This window comes from Allobosea sp. CCNWLY174, from assembly GCF_037120455.1.
GTDB lineage: Bacteria > Pseudomonadota > Alphaproteobacteria > Rhizobiales > Beijerinckiaceae > Allobosea > Allobosea lupini.
The window spans coordinates 166,072-185,335 of the sequence record NZ_JBBBBQ010000005.1; the positions used below are offsets into that span (position 1 = coordinate 166,072).

The 19,264-nt window shown below is 66.7% G+C and carries 17 protein-coding genes; 8 read left to right on the forward strand and 9 right to left on the reverse strand.

What is annotated here, in order from left to right; all coding sequences use genetic code 11:
• Positions 1 to 15 precede the first annotated feature (15 nt).
• Positions 16 to 693 (forward strand): glutathione S-transferase family protein, encoded by a 678-nt coding sequence (locus tag V7S63_RS16960; RefSeq protein WP_244543995.1) that lies wholly within the window; start codon positions 16 to 18, stop codon positions 691 to 693.
• A 52-nt stretch (positions 694 to 745) separates the two neighbouring features.
• Complete coding sequence (gene rpe / locus V7S63_RS16965; RefSeq protein WP_336531054.1) at positions 746 to 1,426, forward strand: ribulose-phosphate 3-epimerase; 681 nt, start codon at positions 746 to 748, stop codon at positions 1,424 to 1,426.
• A gap of 124 nt (positions 1,427 to 1,550) precedes the next feature.
• Here rpe and V7S63_RS16970 read toward each other — a convergent pair whose 3' ends face one another.
• A complete protein-coding gene (locus V7S63_RS16970; RefSeq protein ID WP_336531055.1) occupies positions 1,551 to 1,901 on the reverse strand; it encodes a DUF1428 domain-containing protein in 351 nt (116 codons plus the stop codon).
• Positions 1,902 to 2,082: 181 nt separating this feature from the next.
• Here V7S63_RS16970 and purB point away from each other — a divergent pair, with 181 nt between their 5' ends.
• Together purB and V7S63_RS16980 are read left to right on the forward strand one after the other, a co-directional pair.
• Positions 2,083 to 3,390 (forward strand): adenylosuccinate lyase, encoded by a 1,308-nt coding sequence (gene purB, locus V7S63_RS16975; RefSeq protein WP_091841058.1) that lies wholly within the window; start codon positions 2,083 to 2,085, stop codon positions 3,388 to 3,390.
• 43 nt (positions 3,391 to 3,433) lie between these two features.
• Positions 3,434 to 3,994, forward strand: coding sequence for an RBBP9/YdeN family alpha/beta hydrolase (locus V7S63_RS16980; RefSeq protein ID WP_100965005.1), 561 nt, complete (start codon positions 3,434 to 3,436; stop codon positions 3,992 to 3,994).
• A gap of 51 nt (positions 3,995 to 4,045) precedes the next feature.
• On the opposite strand, the gene V7S63_RS16985 is transcribed toward V7S63_RS16980, so the two are convergent.
• The 8 genes from V7S63_RS16985 to V7S63_RS17020 form a co-directional block, all read right to left on the reverse strand.
• A complete protein-coding gene (locus V7S63_RS16985; RefSeq protein WP_336531056.1) occupies positions 4,046 to 5,140 on the reverse strand; it encodes a GGDEF domain-containing protein in 1,095 nt (364 codons plus the stop codon).
• A gap of 112 nt (positions 5,141 to 5,252) precedes the next feature.
• A complete protein-coding gene (locus tag V7S63_RS16990) occupies positions 5,253 to 5,903 on the reverse strand; it encodes a glutathione S-transferase family protein (RefSeq protein WP_336531057.1) in 651 nt (216 codons plus the stop codon).
• Positions 5,904 to 6,094: 191 nt separating this feature from the next.
• Positions 6,095 to 7,210 (reverse strand): branched-chain amino acid ABC transporter substrate-binding protein, encoded by a 1,116-nt coding sequence (locus V7S63_RS16995; RefSeq protein ID WP_091841050.1) that lies wholly within the window; start codon positions 7,208 to 7,210, stop codon positions 6,095 to 6,097.
• Positions 7,211 to 7,356: 146 nt separating this feature from the next.
• Entirely contained in the window at positions 7,357 to 7,710 is a 354-nt protein-coding gene (locus V7S63_RS17000) for a DUF6867 family protein (RefSeq protein ID WP_091841347.1), read from the reverse strand.
• Positions 7,711 to 7,738: 28 nt separating this feature from the next.
• Positions 7,739 to 8,470 carry an ABC transporter ATP-binding protein gene (locus tag V7S63_RS17005; protein WP_091841047.1) on the reverse strand — a complete coding sequence of 244 codons (732 nt, stop codon included), beginning with the start codon at positions 8,468 to 8,470 and terminating at the stop codon, positions 7,739 to 7,741.
• Positions 8,467 to 9,303 carry an ABC transporter ATP-binding protein gene (locus V7S63_RS17010; protein ID WP_091841044.1) on the reverse strand — a complete coding sequence of 279 codons (837 nt, stop codon included), beginning with the start codon at positions 9,301 to 9,303 and terminating at the stop codon, positions 8,467 to 8,469. The genes V7S63_RS17005 and V7S63_RS17010 overlap by 4 nt, the downstream gene beginning before the upstream one ends.
• The gene (gene livM / locus V7S63_RS17015; RefSeq protein ID WP_091841041.1) at positions 9,303 to 10,685 is read right to left on the reverse strand and encodes a high-affinity branched-chain amino acid ABC transporter permease LivM; all 1,383 of its coding nucleotides are present in this window, start codon (positions 10,683 to 10,685) and stop codon (positions 9,303 to 9,305) included. Before livM ends, V7S63_RS17010 begins: the two co-directional genes overlap by 1 nt.
• 5 nt (positions 10,686 to 10,690) lie before the next feature.
• On the reverse strand, positions 10,691 to 11,608 hold the full coding sequence (locus V7S63_RS17020) for a branched-chain amino acid ABC transporter permease (protein WP_091841039.1): 918 nt from the start codon (positions 11,606 to 11,608) through the stop codon (positions 10,691 to 10,693).
• A 412-nt stretch (positions 11,609 to 12,020) separates the two neighbouring features.
• Here V7S63_RS17020 and V7S63_RS17025 point away from each other — a divergent pair, with 412 nt between their 5' ends.
• The 4 genes from V7S63_RS17025 (at position 12,021) to V7S63_RS17040 (ending at position 18,996) form a co-directional block, all read left to right on the forward strand.
• Positions 12,021 to 13,163: a dipeptidase gene (locus tag V7S63_RS17025; protein WP_336531058.1), complete on the forward strand. Its 1,143-nt coding sequence runs from the start codon at positions 12,021 to 12,023 to the stop codon at positions 13,161 to 13,163.
• Between the two features lie 134 nt (positions 13,164 to 13,297).
• A complete protein-coding gene (locus tag V7S63_RS17030) occupies positions 13,298 to 15,814 on the forward strand; it encodes a methyl-accepting chemotaxis protein (RefSeq protein WP_336531059.1) in 2,517 nt (838 codons plus the stop codon).
• A gap of 127 nt (positions 15,815 to 15,941) precedes the next feature.
• Positions 15,942 to 18,119 (forward strand): methyl-accepting chemotaxis protein, encoded by a 2,178-nt coding sequence (locus tag V7S63_RS17035; protein ID WP_336531060.1) that lies wholly within the window; start codon positions 15,942 to 15,944, stop codon positions 18,117 to 18,119.
• Positions 18,120 to 18,195: 76 nt separating this feature from the next.
• Positions 18,196 to 18,996, forward strand: a complete 801-nt coding sequence (locus V7S63_RS17040) for an RNA methyltransferase (protein ID WP_336531061.1) — start codon at positions 18,196 to 18,198, stop codon at positions 18,994 to 18,996.
• The last annotated feature ends 268 nt before the right edge of the window (positions 18,997 to 19,264 follow it).

Consider the following 19,264-nt stretch of genomic DNA (forward strand, 5'->3'; position numbering starts at 1 on the left):
ACCGGAGTTCCTGTTATGATCACGCTCTATTCGGGGCCGCTCAGCCTGTTCTCGCGCAAGGTCGAGATCGCACTGCGCGAGAAAGGTCTCGCTTTCGAGCGCATCATGGTGCCGTTCAACCAGACGACCGGCTACGACCCCAAGCATCCCGAAGTCGTCGCTCTCAACCCCAAGCGGCAGGTCCCGGTGCTGAACGATGACGGAATCGTGCTCTACGATTCCACGATAATCCTCGAATATCTCGAAGACGCCTATCCTGAGCCGCCGCTCTTGCCGGTCTGCCCCGGCGCCCGCGCCCGCTGCCGGCTCGACGAGCTCTATGCCGACGAGATCATGCTGCAGGCGCTGAAGCCGCTGATGCACCGCACCAGCCCGCCGAGCAGCGACCAGACCAGGCGCCTCGCTCAGGAAGCCGATGCGCTGATCGCCGAGCACGCCCTGGAAAAGCACTATGCCGAGCTCGAAGACCGGCTCGCCGGCCGCGAGTTCTTCGGCGATGCCGTCTCGGTCGCGGATATCGCCCTGTTCATGAGCGTGCTGTTCTCGCTTCGGCTCGGCGGCCCCTCGCTCGCGCCGTTCGACGGCCTGTCACGCTGGTTCGAGCGGCTGAAGCTGCGTCCCGCCTTCACCCAGGCGGCCGTCGAGATCGCCGAGGCCGACCGACGCCTGTCGTTTCCGCTGAAGCGGGCCTGACGGCAGCCTTTCGCGATTGCGAGAGCAGCAGCGCGGCGCTAGACCACGCCGCATGAGCACTTTCCGCATCGCCCCATCCATCCTCTCCGCCGATTTCGCCAAGCTCGGCGAAGAGGTCCGCGCCATCGACGAGGCCGGCGCCGACTGGATCCATTGCGACGTGATGGACGGGCATTTCGTGCCCAACATCACCTTCGGCCCCGATGTGCTGAAGGCGATCCGGCCGCACACCAAGAAGTTCTTCGACGTCCACCTGATGATCGCGCCGGTCGATCCCTACATCGAGGCCTTCGCCAAGGCCGGCGCCGACCTGATCTCCTTCCATGTCGAGGCCGGCGCGCATCCGCACCGGACGCTGCAGGCGATCAAGGCCCAGGGCAAGCAGGCCGGCATCGTGCTCAATCCCGGCACCCCGGCGAGCGCGGCCGAGCCGCTGATCGGCGATGTCGACCTGATCCTGCTGATGACGGTCAACCCCGGCTTCGGCGGCCAGAGCTTCATCCATTCGGTGGTCGAGAAGATCGCGCAGGTGCGCGCCTTGATCGGCGAGCGGCCGATCGCGCTCGAGATCGACGGCGGCGTCACACCGGAGACGGCGCCGCTCTGCATCAAGGCCGGCGCCGATACGCTGGTCGCCGGCTCGGCGGTGTTCAAGGGCGGCCCCTCGGCCTATGCCGGCAACATCGCCGCCATCCGCAAGGCGGCGGAGGCGGCGCGCGGCGACTGGGTCTGATAGTGGCCACGCGTCATGCTCGGGCTTGCCCAGCATCTCAGGCCGAAAGAGGCTCCAGCCGGCGCCTTCTCGTCATGAGATTCTCGGGTCTGCGCTACGCTCCGCCCGAGAATGACGGCGTCTTCTACAAATCAATACCGGCGAAGCCGCCATAGATCATCCGGGCACCGTCGAAGGGCATCGGGTTGGCGCCCGGCGCCATGCGGGGATCCTCCATCATCTTCTGCCAGGCGGCGTCGCGCGCCTCCTTGCTTGGCCACTCGACCCAGGCGAAGACCACGACCTCGTCATCCTTGGCCGCGACGGCGCGATAGAAGTCGGTCTGCTTGCCGTGCTGGACATCGTCGCCCCAGTTCTCGGCGACCCGCGTCGCGCCGAATTCCTTGAAGATCGGCGCCATCTTGCGGGCGTGCTCGGCATAAGCGTCGCGATTGGCGGCAGGCACGGCCGCAACGAAACCATCGACATAGGACATCGGTCTTTTCCTCCTTGGGTCTGTCGATGCTCCAGAGCTACGGAGCATCCCGCCCAGCCGGCGCGGACGCTAGGCAGGACGGGGGTCCGAAGCTGTCAGCAGCGGGCCTGCGGCATTCCGTCGGCGGCCCGTCCGTGCTAGCGAGCCGGCGAGCCTTTCATCGTCACGTCGCGAGCCCGCTATGATCCCCCGTTATTCCCGCCCCGAGATGGTCGCGATCTGGGAGCCGCAGACGCGCTTCCGCATCTGGTTCGAGATCGAGGCGCACGCCACCGACAAGCTCGCCGAGCTCGGCGTCGTGCCGAAGGAAGCGGCGGCGACGATCTGGGCCAAGGCCAGGGACGCCACCTTTGACGTCGCCCGCATCGACGAGATCGAGCGCGTCACCAAGCATGACGTCATCGCCTTCCTGACCCATCTCGCCGAGATCGTCGGCCCCGAGGCGCGCTTCGTCCACCAGGGCATGACCTCCTCGGATGTGCTCGACACCACGCTCTCGGTGCAGTTGGCGCGCGCCACCGACATCCTGATCGCCGATGTCGACGCCCTGCTCGCCGCCATCAGGCGCCGCGCCTTCGAGCACAAGCTGACCCCGACCATCGGCCGCTCGCACGGCATCCATGCCGAGCCGGTGACCTTCGGCCTGAAGCTCGCCCAGGCCTATGCCGAGTTCGACCGCTGCCGCGCCCGGCTGGTCGCCGCCCGCGCCGAGATCGCGACCTGCGCCATCTCCGGCGCCGTCGGCACCTTCGCCAATATCGACCCGCAGGTTGAGGAATACGTCGCGCAGAAGATGGGGCTGACGCCGGAGCCGGTCTCGACCCAGGTCATCCCGCGCGACCGCCACGCCATGTTCTTCGCCACGCTCGGCGTCGTGGCCTCCAGCGTCGAGCGCCTCGCCACCGAGATCCGCCATCTCCAGCGCACCGAGGTCTATGAGGCGGAAGAGTATTTCTCGCCGGGCCAGAAGGGCTCCTCGGCGATGCCGCACAAGCGCAACCCCGTCCTGACCGAGAATCTGACCGGCCTCGCCCGGCTGGTGCGCGGCATGGTGACGCCTGCGCTGGAGAACGTCGCGCTCTGGCACGAGCGCGACATCTCGCATTCCAGCGTCGAACGCATGATCGGCCCCGATGCGACTGTGACGCTCGATTTCGCGCTGGCCCGCCTCACCGGCGTCGTCGACAAGCTGCTGATCTATCCGCAGAACATGAGGAAGAACCTCGACAAGCTCGGCGGCCTGCACAATTCGCAGCGCGTCCTGCTCGCTCTGACTCAGGCCGGCGCCAGCCGCGAGGACAGCTACTCCATGGTCCAGCGCAATGCGATGCGCACCTGGGAGCATGGCGAGGATTTCCTCACAAACCTCAAGGCCGACAAGGACGTCACCGCCAAGCTCTCCGTGGCGCAGTTGGAGGCGATGTTCGACGAGGGCTATCACTTCAAGCACGTCGACACGATCTTCCGCCGGGTGTTCGGGGAAGCCTGAGGCGCCTGCTGGATTTCACGGAACCGAGCGCTATCTAGCGGCTATGAAAACCTCCGACACCGACATCCTGATTGTCCCCGGCTGGTCGGGCTCCGGCCCCGACCATTGGCAGAGCCGTTGGGAAGCCAAGCTGCCCACCGCCCGCCGCGTCGAGCAGGAGGACTGGTACAAGCCGACCCGCGACGGCTGGGCAAACCGTATCGTCGCCGCCGTGCGCGCCGCGACGAAGCCCGTCGTCATCGTCGCCCATTCGGCCGGCTGCAGCGCCGTCGCGCATGCGGCCGAGCATCTGAAACCGCATGAGGTCGCCGGCGCCTTCCTGGTCGCCCCGGCCTCCGAGCGCGCCAAGCGCGCCATCCCCGGCATGGCCGACGATTTCAGTGCGATCCCGCAAAAGCCCCTGCCCTTCCGCTCGGTGCTGATCGCGAGCGCGACCGACCCCTATTGCACGCCGGATGAGGCCAGGGCGTTGGCCGAAGCCTGGGGCTCGGAGTTCGTCGATGCCGGCGACAGCGGCCATATCAACACCGAATCCGGCCATGGTCCCTGGCCGGACGGGCTGCTGCGCTTCGCCGGCTTCATGAAGAACCTGACGGCGGTCTGATCGACGCAGGGCTGTGCTCGCCGTCAGAGGAGCGAGGCTCGCTCCTCAGGTTCAGGCGGCTCTGGCGAAGACCGCCTGGCCCTTGCCCGCCGCCTTGGCAGAATACAGCGCGCGGTCTGCCGCCTCCTTGACCTGCTGTCCATCGACGGCGTGCCCGATCTCCACGACCTCGAAGCCGATCGAGATCCCGACGATCGCCGGCGCGCCGAGCACGGCGTAGGGTAGCCCGACCAGCGCCACCGCCCGATCGGCAATCGCTTTCACCGCAGCCGTGTCGGCGGTCGGCAGGATCGCGGCAAATTCGTCCCCGCCGAGGCGTGCCAGCATGTCGCCAGTCCTCAGCATGCCGGACAGCCGTGCCGCGACCTGGTGCAGAAGTTCGTCGCCGGCGGCGTGGCCCAGGCGATCGTTCACCGCCTTGAAGCCATCGAGATCGAGCAGCAGCAAAGCGAAGCCCCCGGTGGCTGAAGCCTCGGCGAGCGCCTCGTCGAAAGCGCGCCTGTTTGCGAGGCCGGTCAGGGGATCTCGTCTTGCCGCAGCCTCGAGTTCCCGTTCTGCAATGAGAAGCGCCTCGACCTGGCCGACGATGTGGCGCGACGACTCGAAGATCGAAAACAGGTAGAGCGCGAACAATGCGGCAATGCCGATCCGGACCGGATCAGCAGACAGAAGAAGCATCACGATCAACACGGTCAACGCGATGGTCGAAAGCGTTGCGCAGAGCCAGTAGCGCAAGGTCCGCGCGCAGGAGCCGGCCGTCAGCGCCATGGTCAGGCCGACCGCGAGGATTTCACCATTGGTCCAGCCGGCAGCGAAGACCCTGACGGTCAGAAGGGCAATGCCGACCGTGAACGCGAGGGCCGGAAGCGAATAGGCACGCTCCCAGCGCCGCGCCTGCTCCAGCGTCATCGGTTTCGGCGCCCAGCGCCGATAGGCCAGAATGCCAGCGATACGTGCGACGCTTGTCGCGATCGCGACGCCCAGGATTGCCCACGTCCAGGCATCGCGGGTTTCCCAGGCGATGAAGATCGTCCCGGCGACGAAACAGGTGGTTACGAAGCCGATCTGGGGCAGAGCGTTGAACAGACGAGAAATGATCTCGGCTTCGACCGCTGCCGGCAGGGGATGACTCTGCTTGTTGAACATCGCGCTCCCACGTCTCGAGGGCTCGATATTCGACAGACGTTAAGAACCCGGCTTCGATTTAGCTTCAAATCCCGCACCGGCAGAGCCGTACGCGTCCCGTCCCAGCGCTGCTTCAACTCGCCGGTGAGGCCGCGAACACGGCTCGCTGAGCCTCGAAAGCGCGCTGGTAAGCCGGTCGCGCCTCGGCGCGGGCGACATAGGCGGCAAGGTTCGGCCGCTCCTCCAGCAGGCCCGAACCCTGCAGCCGGCGCAGCACCGTCACCATCAGGAGATCCCCCGCACTGAATGCACCGTCGAGCCAATCCGCATCGCCGAGATGGCTGGAGAGGCCCTCTAGCCGCTTGCATATGATATCGTCGAGGGCGCTCAGGCGCTCCTCGTACCAGGGCTTGTAGCGCTCGAGGATCCTGACCAGGCTGCGGTCGAAGATCGGCGGCTCCAGCGTGTTGAGCGCCGCGAACATCCACATGATCGCCCGCGCCCGGGCCTTCGCCTCGTCCGGCAGCAGGCCGGGATGGCGCTCCGCGACATGAAGCACGATCGCCCCCGACTCGAACAGGGTGAGATCGCCATCTTCATAGGTCGGGATCTGCCCGAATGGCTGAATCGCGAGATGCGCGGGCTCCTTCATCGTCTTGAACGACAGGAGCCGGACCTCGTAGGGCTCGCCGGCCTCTTCAAGCGCCCAACGCACGCGCATATCGCGCGCCAGGCCATTGCCCCGGTCGGGCGAGCGTTCAAAGGCGGTGATGATGACGGTCATCGGCAGGCTCCCACGGACTGCTTGACGGGCTTGGCATCCAAAGGACGAAAAGCCATCGCGGCCCCCGACAATCCGCGCGTTCTTTTTCTGCTTCGTGGCCCCGTGATCCGATGGAAGGCAGCCCCAAGAAAAACCCGCCCCGGATCGCTCCGGAGCGGGCTCGTCTCATGCCTTGCGGCGATCAGCGCCGATCAGTTCTCGACGTAGCCGATCTTGCCGTCGGCACCCTTCTTCCAGGTGTAGACGGTGTAGTCCGGGCGGGTGATGTCGCCCTTCTTGTCGAAGCCGATCTTGCCGATGACGGTGTCGACCGGCTGGCCGCCGTGCAGCGCCGCAGCGATCTTCTTGGGATCGACCGAGTTCGCACGCTTGGCGCCTTCGGCCATGATCTGGACAGCGGCGTAGCTGTACAGCGTGTAGGCTTCCGGCTTGAACTTGCGGGCCTCGAACTTCTTCAGGACCGCAGCCGCCTCGGGACGCTTCTGCGGATCCGGCGGGAAGGTCATCAGCGTGCCTTCGACGCCCGGGCCGCCGATCGTGGCGAACTCGTCGGTGGTGATGCCGTCGCCGGAGATCATCACGGTCTTCAGGCCCTGGTCGCGCATCTGGCGCACGATCAGGCCGCCCTCGGTGTGCAAGCCACCCCAGTAGAGGTAGTCGGCACCCGTCGACTTCAGCTTCGAGATCAGCGCCGAGAAGTCCTTCTCGCCGGCGTTGACGCCTTCATAGAGCACGTCCTTGACGCCGGCCTTGGTCAGGCCCTTGCGGGTCTCGTCGGCGAGGCCCTGGCCATAGGTCGTCTTGTCGTGAACGATGGCGATCTTCTTGCCCTTGAGATTCTTGGCAATGTACTCGGCCGCCACCGAACCCTGCTGATCGTCACGGCCGCAGGTGCGGAACACGTTCCACAGCCCGCGCTCGGTGATCTTCGGGTTGGTCGCCGACGGGCTGATCATCAGGATGCCGTTCTCGGCATAGACTTCCGACGCCGGCATGGTGACGCCGGAGTTGAAGTGGCCGAGCACCAACTTGACGCCGTCGCCGACGAACTTGTTGGCGACGGAGACGCCCTGCTTCGGATCCGAGACGTCGTCACCGACCACGACCTGGATCTTCTGGCCGAGGATGCCGCCGGCCGCGTTGATGTCTTCGGCAGCCTGTTCGGCGCCGTTCTTCAGCTGCGCCCCGAACGCCGCATTCGGCCCCGTGATCGGGCCGCCGACGCCGAGCTTGATCTGTGCGTTCGCTACGCCCGAAAAGGCGAGGACCGCGCCAAGGGCAATACCGCCCAAGAGCAGCTTCTTCATGCGTTGTGACTCCCCTGTGAGTATATTACGGGTCGGCCTGGCCGTCCCGTCTCGGCGCGTGGTGCCACCGGAATGCGCAGTCTTGCGCTTTTTCGAGGTGCTGTCACGCGGCAAGCCCGGTGAACTTTCGTGGTGTTTGCGCGGCGTCAGGAGCTCTCGCGAGCCCTCCAGCTGAAGGGCCCGGTGCGCTCGTAGAGCCAGCGATACTGCGTCGTCATCTGCCGTGCCCGGTTGTAGCGCCAGCCTGCGACGGCGAAGGCGAACAGGACCAGCGTGTCGACGATGTAGTAGTGCAGCGTCAGCAGCGTCGCCTCGAACAAAGCGAAATGGATGAAGCGGATCACCAGCCCGAGGATCAGCGTGTAGAAGACGAGCTGGACCGGCGGGCGCCAGGTGATCGCTACTGCCCGGCCGGCCATCCAGGCGGCCCAGCCGCCCATCACCACCGTCACCAGCAGGAAGAGCCAGATGGTCGGCTCCTCGTAGAGAATGCCCTGCATCATCGTGCTCCGTTCAAGCTCGCGGCGCTCAATGCCGTCCGCCTTCGAGATAGGCCGCCCGCACCTGCGGATTGGCGAGCAGCTCCTTGCCGGAGCCGCTCATGGTGATGACGCCGTTGACCATGACATAGCCGCGATGGGCGAGCTTGAGCGCATGGAAGGCGTTCTGCTCGACCAGGAACACGGTCAGCCCCTGGCTGCGGTTGAGCTCCTTGATCGCCTCGAAGATCTGCTTGACGATCAGCGGGGCGAGGCCGAGCGAGGGCTCGTCGAGCATCAGGAGCTTCGGCCGCGCCATCAGCGCGCGGGCGATCGCGACCATCTGCTGCTCGCCGCCCGAGAGCGTGCCGCCGCGCTGCTGCAGCCGCTCCTTCACGCGCGGAAAGAGCGCGCAGATCTTCTCGAGATCCTCGTCGAAATGCTGCATGCCGGCGACGGCCGCACCCATCTGCAGGTTCTCGAACACCGTCATGCGCGGGAAGATGCGGCGGCCTTCCGGCGATTGCGCGATGCCGAGGCGCGAGATCTGATGGCTCGGCATCTTGGTGATGTCGCGCCCCTCATAGGTGATGGTACCTTCGCGCGCCTGCGGAGTGCCGAAGATCGTCATCATCAGCGTCGACTTGCCCGCGCCGTTGGCACCGATCATGGTCACGATCTCGCCCTGGCGGACGTCGACGTCGACGCCCTTCAGCGCGATGATCTTGCCGTAATAGGTCTTGACGCCGCGGACGGAGAGAAGCGCCCCTGCTTCGCTCATAGGCCGACCTCCGCTTCCACCGCCTCGACCTCTTCGTCGTCGACGCCGAGATAGGCCGCGATCACCTTCGGATCGGCCTGGACTTCGGCCGGCGTGCCGTCCGCGATCTTGGTGCCGTAGTCGAGCACCACGACATGATCAGAGATTTCCATCACCACCGACATGTCGTGTTCGATCAGGAGCAGCGCCGTGCCGTGGTCCTTGCGGATCGACAGGAGCAGATTGTTGAGGTCGAGGCTCTCGCGCGGGTTGAGGCCCGCGGCCGGCTCGTCGAGGCAGAGCAGCACAGGATCGGTGCACATCGCCCGGGCGATCTCGAGGCGCCGCTGATCGCCATAGGGCAGGTCGGCGGCCGGGTCGTCGGCGCGATCGATCAGATTGATCTTCTCCAGCCAGAATTTGGCCTTCTCGATCGCTTCCTTCTCGCGCGCCTTGTAGCCGCCGATGCCGAGCACGCCGAGGAAGGTGAAGCCCGAGGCGATCATCAGCGGGTTGTGCTGCGCGACCAGCAGGTTCTCCAGCACCGTCATGCCGCCGAACAGGCGGATGTTCTGGAAGGTGCGGGCGACCTTGGCCTTCCAGGCGATGCGGAAGTCCGGCATGCGCTCGAGCAGATAGCTGTCCCCGCTGTCCTGCGTCAGCGTCATCATGCCTTCGGTCGGCTTGTAGAAGCCGGTGATGCAGTTGAACACCGTGGTCTTGCCGGCGCCGTTGGGGCCGATCAGCGCGGTGATGTCGCCTTTGCGGGCCTCGAAGGAGAGGTCGTTGACGGCGGTCAGGCCGCCGAAGCGCATGGTGACATGCTCGACCTGAAGAAGCGGCTTGGTCGTCATCAGCCGTGCCCCTCCTGGACCATGTCCGCCGAGATGACCTTCTTCTCCTTGAGGAAGGCGGTCGGCTCGCGGGTCGAGATCAGCCCGCGCGGCTTCCAGATCATGATCACCACCATGGCGAAGCCGAAGATCAGCATGCGGTATTTGGTCGGGTCGAAGTCGGGACCGAAGATCTGCTTCAGCCAGTCGAGTTCACGCAAGAGCTCGGTGCCGCCGATCATCGCGATCGCGGCGATGGCGCAGCCCCAGAGCGAGCCCATGCCGCCGAGCACGACGATGGCGAGGATCACCGCCGATTCCATGAAGACGAAGGATTCAGGGGAGATGAAGCCCTGCCGCGCCGCGAAGAACGAGCCGGCAAAACCGCCGAACATGGCGCCAAGCGAGAAGGCCGTCAGCTTGGTATTGGTGGTGTTGATGCCGAGCGAGCGGCAGGCGATCTCGTCCTCGCGCAGCGCCTCCCAGGCGCGCCCGACCGGCAGACGGCGCAGGCGCAGGCTGACGTAGGCGGTGAGCAGCGCCAGGCACAGAATGACATAGTAGAGGAAGATCGTTCGGTAGAGCGGCGAGAATTCGAGCCCGAATACCGCCGCGAAGCCGTCATCGCCGGCCGTGAACGGTATCCCGAAGAAGCTCGGCCGCGGGATGCCGGAGATGCCGGCATAGCCGTTCGAGAAGTCCGTCCAGTTGATCAGGACGAGGCGGATGATCTCGCCGAAGGCCAGCGTCACGATCGCAAGATAGTCGCCGCGCAGCCTCAGCACGGGGAAGCCGAGCAGCATGCCCCAGAAGGCGGCGAGGATGCCCGAGAGCGGCAGCAGGATCCAGAAGGACAGGCCGAAATTCTTGGCGAGCAGCGCGTAGGAATAGGCGCCGACCGCATAGAAGGCGACATAGCCGAGGTCGAGCAGGCCGGCGAGGCCGACGACGATGTTCAGCCCCCAGCCGAGCATGACGTAGATCAGGATCTGGACGCCGAAATTGTCGATCCATTTCAGCGCCCCGCCCCAGCCCGCGAGGGTGATCGCGATGATCGGGAAGGTGAGCAGGAAGCCCAGGCCGAACACCGAGAAGATTCGCGAATGGCGCTGGAAGAAGCCGATCGTGCCATGCGGCAGCAGCCGCACCGCCGACTTGCCTTCACCTCGCTTCTGCTGGCGCAGCGCCATCAGGAAGCGGCCGACGAAGATGATTGCCACGGCCCAGGCCACCGCGTCCCAACGCGGATCGAGCACGAGCTGGTTGTCGAGATTCTGGCGCGTGCCCCAGGCGATGATCGGTATGCACAGGCCGAAGGTGACCAGCGCCGCGAAGGCCGCCTCCTTCAATGCTTTCATCATGTCAGCCTGGCGCTTGGCCGGGGTCGATGCCTCTCCTGCCATGAGCGTCAGACCTTCTCGACTTCCGGCCGGCCGAGGATGCCGGAGGGCATGAACACGAGGACGACCGCGAGGATGCAGAAGGCGGCGACGTCCTTGTAGTCGATGGTGAAATAGGCCGACCACATCACCTCGATCAGGCCGATCAGCAGCCCGCCGAGCACCGCGCCGGGCAATGAGCCGATGCCGCCCAGCACGGCCGCGGTGAAGGCCTTGACGCCGGGCGTGAAGCCGTCGGCGAAGTTCACGACGCCGTAGAGCACGAGGTACATGACGCCGGCGACCGCCGCGAGCGCCGCGCCCATCACGAAGGTGATCGAGATCGTGCGATCCACGTCCACGCCAAGCAGCGAAGCCATCTTGCGGTCCTGCTCGCAGGCGCGCTGGGCCCGGCCGAGCGGCGTCTTCTGCACCAGGTACCAGAAGGCTGCGAGCAGCACGATCGTGGTCACGATGATGACGATCTGCTTGTAGGAGATCGAGACTGGATAGGTCGCGCTGTCGATCAGCAGGATCGACTGGTTCAGCATCGGCGGGGTCGGCTTGTTGCGCGGCCCCTGAACGACCTGGACGAAGTTCATCAGGAAGATCGACATGCCGATCGCCGAGATCAGCGGCGCCAGGCGGAACGAACCGCGCAGCGGCCTGTAGGCGACGCGTTCGATCGTCCAGTTCCACAGCGAGGTGAAGAACATCGCGAGGATCAGGACGAAGATCAGCGCCAGCACGATCAGACCGGCCCCGAACCAGGCCGAGATCAGCATGAAGAAGATCAACGCGATGAACGCCGACAGCATGAAGACGTCGCCATGCGCGAAGTTCACCATGCCGATGATGCCGAAGACCATCGTGTAGCCGATGGCGATGAGGCCGTAGATTGACCCCAGGGTCAGCCCGTTGATGAGCTGCTGGACGAATACTTCCATTGAACGACGCCTAACCCCTCGAATCAGTTACCCGTTCTTTTCTGCGCGATATGATACCGGCGCATGCGGGATGCGATTACGGCGCAGAGCTACCAACCGTCTGCGCGCTCGACAATCACTCCGCGCCACATTTCTGTCAAAAGCAATCTGCGTCACATTGCATATGCAATAGGCAGCCAATGCTGCGGCCCTGCGCGCATTCGGCGCAAGATGATTGCTCGGCATGCAGTACACGATCCTGCGATACCGGCCCTTATGGGCCCGATGTCGCACCACCCCAGCGCGAGATACCGGAATGGCGGCCTCTATCGCGTTCACGGCATGCGCTTTTTGGCCTCGCGCCGGGAACCGGGCGCTGCCACGATCACCCCTTGCGAATCCCGCTTCCCGAAACCTGCTTCCCAGGTGCGCCATGGTCCTCGCCGCCGCTCCCGTCACCGATGCCGCCTATGACATGGCGCTCGCTTTGCTCGACCGCGTCCCGCTGATCGACGGCCACAACGACCTTCCCTATGTCGTGAGGCTCGACCGGACGGCGAAGGGCGATCTTTCCGCCTATGACCTTGGCAAGGTCCATCCCGAGACCGACACCGACATCCCGCGCATGCAGGCCGGCAAGCTCGCCGGGCAATTCTTCGCGGCCTATGTCCCGCCGAATCACCCCAAGCCCGCCGGCTTCGCGCTGGCGCAGATCGCGCTGATGCGCCGAATCTGGGAGCGCCATGCCGATGTCTTCAGGCCGGGCCTGTCGGCCGACGACGTCGAGGCCGCCAGGAAGGAAGGCCGCATCGCCCTGTTCATGACGATCGAGAACGGCTCGGCGCTCGACAACGAGCTCGACGCGCTCGACGCCTATTGGGATCTCGGCGTCCGGCTGATGACGCTCTGCCACAACGACACTCATGACTGGTGCGACTCGGCCACCGACGCCCCGCGCCACAACGGGCTCGCCGCCTTCGGCAAGGAAGTCATCGGCCGGATGAACCGGCTCGGCATGATCGTCGACCTCGCCCATGTCTCGCCCAAGGTGATGCACGACGTGCTCGACGTCAGCACGGCCCCGGTGGTCTGGTCGCATTCCAACGCCTTCTCGCTCTGCGACCATCCGCGCAATGTCCCGGACGACGTGCTCGATCGGGTCGCAGGGAACGACGGGCTGGTGATGGCGACCTTCGTGCCCGACTTCATCAGCCAGGCCTCGCGCGACTGGCATCGCCCGGCCAAGGACCAGTACGGCAAGACGCCGGACGGGCTCGACTACAGGAAGGCCGAGGCCGAGATCGTCCGCACCGCCGGCCCCCGCCCGAAGGCGACGCTGGCTGAATATTGCGATCATGTCGAATACCTCGCCAAGCGGATCGGCCACGACCATGTCGGCATCGGCTCCGATTTCTTCGGCGGCCTCAATCCCGAGGGCCTCGAGGATGCCTCGACCTTCCCGCGCGTGATCGCTGAGCTGATCCGGCGCGGCTGGTCGGATGAGAACCTCGCCAAGCTCGCCGGCGGCAACATGCTCCGGGTGATGCGCTCTGTCGCGAGCGCTGCCGCGCGCTGAGCGCGGCAATCGGCAAGGCCGAAATGAGGCAAAATTTTAAAGGTATGCTGACAACGCTGCCGGACCCGACATTGCGAACGGGGGCGGAGCGCTAACTCCTCCCTGTCCGCGCCAGAACAGCCCGGACAGTGCCAGTGAATCTTTTCCCCGCTTCGATCAGGAACTACCTCGTCGCCACCATGGCCTGCCTGTGCGTGCCCGGCCTCGGCGCGCTAGCCTTTCTCGCCGGGCAGGCCGTCGATGACGTCCTGACCAGCAGGCGGCTCGTCGAGCTGGTCGCCGCCGACGAAGCCCTCCTCAACGCCGGCAATACAATCCGCTCCAATCGCGGCCAGGCCCAGACCGCGATCCAGGTCGCCGACGATCCGGCGCCGACGCTGAAGAAGATCGAGCAGGCCAATCGCGACGCGCTCGCCAGCGCCATGACACTGCTGCGCAGCACCGATCTTTCCGACCGCAAGGCGCTCGCCGACGCGATCGACCAGAAGGAGAAGGCGACTGCCGCCAAGCTGCCGGAGATGTACGCCGAGGCTGGCAAGCCGAAGGCGCAGCGCAGCCTTGCGGCGACGATGCCTTGGTACAACGGCGTCGGCGATATCGAGACGGCGATGACGACGGCCTCCGACGCGACCTCGACCGCAGTCCGCATGTCCGATCCGGTGCTCGCCGACCTGCAGAACTTCAAGGCGGCCGGCTGGCGTGTGCGCTCGAACTACGGCACGCAGTGCTCGGTGCTCCGCCCCGTCTTCGGCAGCAACAAGCCGATGGACGCCGCGCAACTGCGTCGGCTCGGCGAGATGCGCGGCGCGTCCGACTCCAGCGTCGCGCAGCTGACCCAGCTGGCGGCGCGCCCGGGCGTCAGCCCCGAGCTTGTGCGCAAGGTCGGCGCCATGAACAGCGAGGTCACCGCCGCCAACCGCCTGATGGACGAGCAGCTCGGCCGCGTCGGCCAGGGCAGCAGCCCGGTCGTCGCCGCCGAGGACTGGACCAAGCAGTGCAACGGCCCGTTCAACACCATCCTCGCGGCCGTCGGCCAGTCCTTCGACGAGATGGAGAACGTGACCCGGGCGACGCTGACGCGGGCCTGGACCCGGCTCGCGATCACCGGCGGTCTCTTCCTCGCTCTGCTCGCCATCTGCGTCGTGAGCTGGCGCGGCGTGCAGCGCCGTATCGCCCGGCCGCTGGTCCAGCTGCAGACAGCCTTGGCCGGCATGCAGGCCGGTGACTTCGCCCAGAAGATCCCGGCCCCGCCCTGCCCCGACGAGATCGGCACGCTGAGCGGCGCGCTCGAGGACTATCGCCAGAACGCGCTCGCGCTCGAAACCAACCGGCGCGACCGCGAGGTCGCCATGCTGGCCGACGCCGAGCAGGCGGCCAAGGTCCGCACCCTCGTCGGCGAGGTCGCAGGCATCGTCGCGGCGGCCCGCGCCGGCGATTTCTCCGGCCAGGCCGAGGCCGGCGATGTCGAGGGCCCGCTGCGCGAGCTGGTCGAGGGCGTCAACGAGATCAACGCCGTCGTCGATGCCGCGACCACCGAGTTCGCCGATGCGATGCAGTCGCTCGCCGCCGGCGACCTCACCCATCGCGTGACGACCGGCTATCGCGGCCGCTTCGCCGCGCTGCAGGAGGCGATCAACCAGACCGCCGAGCGGCTCTCGACCACGATGCGGACGATCCAGGCCAACGCCTCCGATGTCGGCCTCTCCGCCCGCGAGATCTCGACCGGAGCTGACGATCTCTCCAAGCGCACCGAGGAGCAGGCCTCGTCGCTGGAGGAGAGCGCTGCGACCACCGAGGAGCTCGCCGCCTCGGTCAAGGCATCCGCGCAGTCTTCGCAGCAGGCCGTACGCCAGGCCGGCCAGGCGATGCAGGTCGCCCAGGATGGCGGCGTGATCGCCGGCGAGGCGGTCGCCGCCATGGCCCGGATCGAGGAGGCCTCGAAGAAGATCTCCGAGATCGTCTCGGTGATCGACGGCATCGCCTTCCAGACAAACCTGCTGGCGCTCAACGCCGCGGTCGAGGCCGCCCGCGCCGGCGACGCCGGCAAGGGCTTCGCGGTCGTCGCCTCCGAGGTCCGCACCCTCGCCCAGCGCTCCGGCGAGGCAGCCAAGGACATCTCCGGCCTGATCTCCTCCTCGAACAATGAGGTCGAGGCCGGCGTGAAGCTGGTCCGTCAGGCCGGCGATGCCCTGACCCGCATCGTCGAGGCCTCGCGCGGCGTCCAGACCACCATCTCCGAGGTCGCGACCGCCTCGGCCGAACAGGCGAACGGCATCGAGGAGATGAGCCAGACCGTCGCGCATATGGACGAGATGACCCAGGCCAACGCCGCGCTCGCCGAGCAGAGCGCCGCCTCGGCCAATGCGCTCGCCGGCAAGATCGCCGAGCTCAATGCACTGGTCGCGACGTTCAGGACCGGCGACGAGCTTGCGCCGGCTGCCAGGGCACCAGCCGCGGCCGCTCCCTATGCGCCCCCGCCCCTGCGCACCGCCGACCTCGCGGCGATCGCGACCGGCCAGGGCGCTGAGCCGCAGCGGCTGCGCAAACTCGCGGCTGCGATCGCCGAACAGAAAAAAGCAGCGCCGCGCCAGGCTCCCGCCCGCAGGCAGGTCAATACCCGCTCGGACGAGTCCGGCTGGGAAGAGTTCTGAGGCACGAAGGCCGGCTCATCGACAAAGCGGGCGCAGCCGCGAGGCCGCGCCCGTCTTCGTTTAGGGGAACATTAAGCCTGTTTTGGCAGGCTCTCGCCCGATCTCGACAGGCGTGAGGGCTATTGCGTTGTCTACCGAACACTCGCGCTCGGCCGCATCGCGCCTGACGATCCAGCTCCGGATCGCGCTGGTCAGCGTCGTCTTCGTTCTCGGCCTCGTGCTGATCGGCGCCGCATCCTGGACCGGCAGCGGCCGGCTCACCGCCGCCTTCGAGGTTCACAAGGCCTATTCCGCCCTCGCCGCCCGCTCGCGCGAGGTGCGTGCTGCGAGCTTCGCGCTGAAAGCGCAGAGCCGCGATGTCCGCTTCCGCCAGGAAGCCACCGATCTCAAGGACTTCGGCACCGGTCTTGAATCACTGAAGGAGGCGATCGCGCGCCTCGGCAACGCCAATGGCGCCGAGCGCGTGCGCGACAGCATCGCCGCGCTCGATACGCCGATGAAGGCGATCGAAGCCGATTTCCAGGCGATCAGCACGATGCAGCTCGCCCTTCGTTCGGCCGCTCCGGACGGTCTCGCCGCCAGGCTGGAAGACGCCGCCGAGGCTCTGGAGACCAAGGTCCGATCCAACAGCATGGGCTCTGATTCGCCCGACCTTGCGCGCCTTCCCGGCATCCTCGCCGCCCTGCGCCGCATCGACGCCGCCTATCGACTCTCCCTCGACGAGAGCCTGCTCGGGCAATGGGAGGTCGAGCAGGGCCGCTTCGAGCGCGCGCTCGGCCGCCAGGGCGTGCCAGCCGAAGCCAAGGCCGAGATCGAGCCGGCCTTCAAGGCCTATGCCGAGATCGTTCCCGCCTGGAGCAAGGCCGAGAAGGACTTCATGCTTGCCGGCGAGAAGCTCTCCGGCGAATTCGACCTGATCGCGCCGCCGCTGCAGGAGCTCGAAACCCGGCTCTCTGCGGAGGAGGCCCAGGCGGGCGCCCGCCTCGCCGAAGCGCAGAGCTGGACGCAAGGGATCATCCTGGGGACGATCGCGGCCGCGCTGGTGCTCGGCCTGATCGCCGCCTACATCGTCGGCCGCACCACCGCCGTGCCACTGCGCCGCCTGCGCGATGCCATGCTGAAGCTCGCCGCCGGCGACTACGAGGTCGCGATTTCCGGCCTGTCGCGCCGCGACGAGATCGGCCAGATGGCGCAGGCCGTGCAGGTGTTCAAGGATAACGGGCTTGCCGTGCAGCGGCTGGAGGCCGAGACAAGCGAGGGCCGGGCCGCAGCCGAGCGCCAGAACCTCGCCATTGCGCGGCAGCGCGAGGAGGCCGCCGCGGCACAAGGCTCCCTGCTCGCCGAGCAGCGCGAAATCGTCGCCTTGCTGGCCGATGCGCTCGCCCGTCTCTCGCAGGGCGACCTCACCGTGCGGATCGAGGATGCCGTCGCGCCCGACTATGAGACGCTGAAGCAGGACTTCAACAGCGCGATCGAGCGCCTCGCCGCCACCGTCGACGCGATCAAGGCGACCTCGGCCGAGGTCGCGATTGCCGGCCGCGAGATCACCAGCGGCGCCGACGACCTCTCGAAGCGCACCGAGGAGCAGGCCTCCTCGCTGGAGGAGAGCGCCGCCACGACCGAGGAGCTCGCCGCCTCGGTCAAGGCCGCGGCCGACGCCTCGAGGCAGGCCGCCAATCTTTCCCACGAGGCGAGCGGCATCGCCCGCAAGGGCGGCGCCATCGTCGACGACGCGGTCCAGGCGATGACCCGGATCGAGGACGCCTCGAAGAAGATCTCCGACATCACCTCAGTCATCGACGAGATCGCCTTCCAGACCAATCTGCTGGCGCTGAATGCCGCGGTCGAAGCCGCCCGCGCCGGCGATGCCGGCAAGGGATTCGCCGTCGTCGCCAGCGAGGTGCGCACCCTCGCCCAGCGCTCGGCCGAAGCCGCCAAGAGCATTTCCGCGCTGATCAAGGCCTCGAACACGCAAGTAAGCGACGGCGTCGAGCTGGTGCGCTCGGCCGGCGCCGTGCTCGGCCAGATCGTCGAGGCCTCGCAACGCGTCGCGACGACGGTCACCGAGGTCTCCTCGGCCTCGTCCGAGCAGGCCAGCGGAATCGACGAAATGAGCCAGACCATTGCCCATATGGACGAGATGACCCAGGCGAACGCCGCGCTCGCCGAGCAGAGCGCCGCCTCGGCCACGGCGCTGGGGCAGCAGATCGAGCGGTTGAACAGCCTGGTTGCGGCCTTCCGGACCCATGACAGCGGCCGGGGCGGCCCGGTCGTCGACTTCTCTCGCGAGCGCCGCCGCGCCTGATCCCGGCGAAGCGGTTGACGGGAGCGGCACAGCCGGCGCATGGCTGCGCGCTCTTTCAGGACGCAGCCTTGATCACATGACCGGTTCCGGCACCGACCGCACCCGCCCGTCCATCGCGGGACAGGCCCCCATCATCATCCTCGTCGAACCGCAGCTCGCGGAGAACATCGGCATGTGCGCCCGCGCCATGGCGAATTTCGGCCTGACCGAGCTGCGGCTGGTTGCGCCGCGCGACGGCTGGCCGAGCGGCGGCGGCCTGAAGAAGGGCGCGACGGCGGCTGCCTCCGGCGCCACCCATATCCTCGACAATGCCCGGCTCTTCCCCGATGCCGCCGCGGCGATCGCCGACCTCAACCATGTGCTGGCGACGACGGCGCGCGAGCGCGGCCAGATGAAGCGCGTCGTCACGCCGGCCGAGGCGATGCCCGGCCTCTCCGAGCGCATCGGCACAGGAGAACGCGTCGGCATCCTGTTCGGGCGCGAGCGCATCGGGCTGACCAATGAGGAGATCAGCTTCGCCGACGCGATCCTGACCTTCCCGGTCAACCCGGCCTTCGCCTCGCTCAACCTGGCGCAGGCGGTGCTGCTCTGCGGCTATGAATGGCTGAAGGCGAGTGGCGGCGAGCCGCCCTTCCGCGAGAACAACCCCTCCCCGCCGGCAAGCCGCGCGACCGTCCTGTCGATGTTCGACTATCTCGAAGGCGAGCTCGATCGCTGCGGTTTCTTTCCACCCGGCAAGAAGCCGATCATGACAGCCAATCTGCGCGACATCCTGCACCGGCTCGACATGACCGAGCAGGAGGCACGGACCTTGCGCGGCGTGTTCAAATCATTGGCCGAGGGACCGAGAGCCGGCCGCAGCGAGCCGAAAGCCTGATCATCCTATGGCTCCGCCGCCGCAGGTCCTGCGGCGGCGCAAGCGTGCTGACTTTCCACCGAACCACTGTCGTCATCCTGGGCGAGGACCGAATGTCGATGTGCCGGCATCGGACGGATCCACGACGATGATCCGCTCTGATCCCATGCCATTGCGAGCCACTCTCTCCCCGATCGAGGCATTCGCTGCTTCGGAAGTCTTGATTCCACTTGCCCGACGAAAAAAAGGCCGGCCCCGAAGGACCGGCCTAAGTCAGGCCTCGAAACCT